This window comes from Bradyrhizobium sp. P2_E8, assembly GCF_056403875.1.
In genome coordinates this window covers 1-680 of the sequence record NZ_JBFUES010001814.1, presented here as the reverse complement: position 1 = coordinate 680, position 680 = coordinate 1, and the positions used below count along the sequence as shown (strand labels likewise).

Annotated in this window: 1 pseudogene; it reads left to right on the top strand. The window is 61.6% G+C overall.

The features are described from left to right. Positions 1-557 (top strand): annotated as a pseudogene (locus AC1D00_RS44070) (glycosyltransferase family 2 protein); the annotation flags it as partial. Positions 558-680: the final 123 nt, after the last annotated feature.

Below are 680 nucleotides of genomic sequence, written 5' to 3'. Positions count from 1 at the left end.
CCACGATTCTGAATGCGTTCCTGACCGACCAGATCACCGTTAATGTATGCGGCGTAGTGATGCGCACTGCCCTCCTGCGCGAGCGCGGCGGCATCCCGCTGGATCTACCGCACACAGCCGACGTCGCTGCATGGGCGCCGCTGCTACTTCTCGGCAAAGCAGGTCTCATCAACGAGGCCTGCGCGACCTACACCTATCACGACGATTCCGAGACGGCTCGATTGGGGGTGGAACAGCTTCTGCACGACGGACGCAAGGTAGCCGATTTGATCGCGCAGACTGCGGAAACCAGTGTCCAGGACACACAGCTGCGCAAAACCATTCAGCTCCAGGCACAGCGCTGCTTTGCGCGTCGGGGACTGATCACGCTGACAGATTTTCGTAAGGGCGGTGCGAGCATAGTKGAGATGTCGAGCGTGGCTTGGCAATTTCGTCGGGATCTCCACGGCGTGAGCCTGCAAGCCGTCCTTCGCTTTGTCGCTGTCGCCCTTTGTCCGCCGTTTCTCGCCGCCCGCCTGCGTCGCCTGAGGCGCAGCACCCCGGAACAACTCGCTTGACGGCAACGGCACGGATTGTGGCCCGTCTCCCGGCCCACGCGTCTGACAGCAATCGCACGGTCGGCCACAGCTTGTCTGCCTAAACCGTTATTGATGCCTCTCAAATTCGGCCGGCTCTTGCAC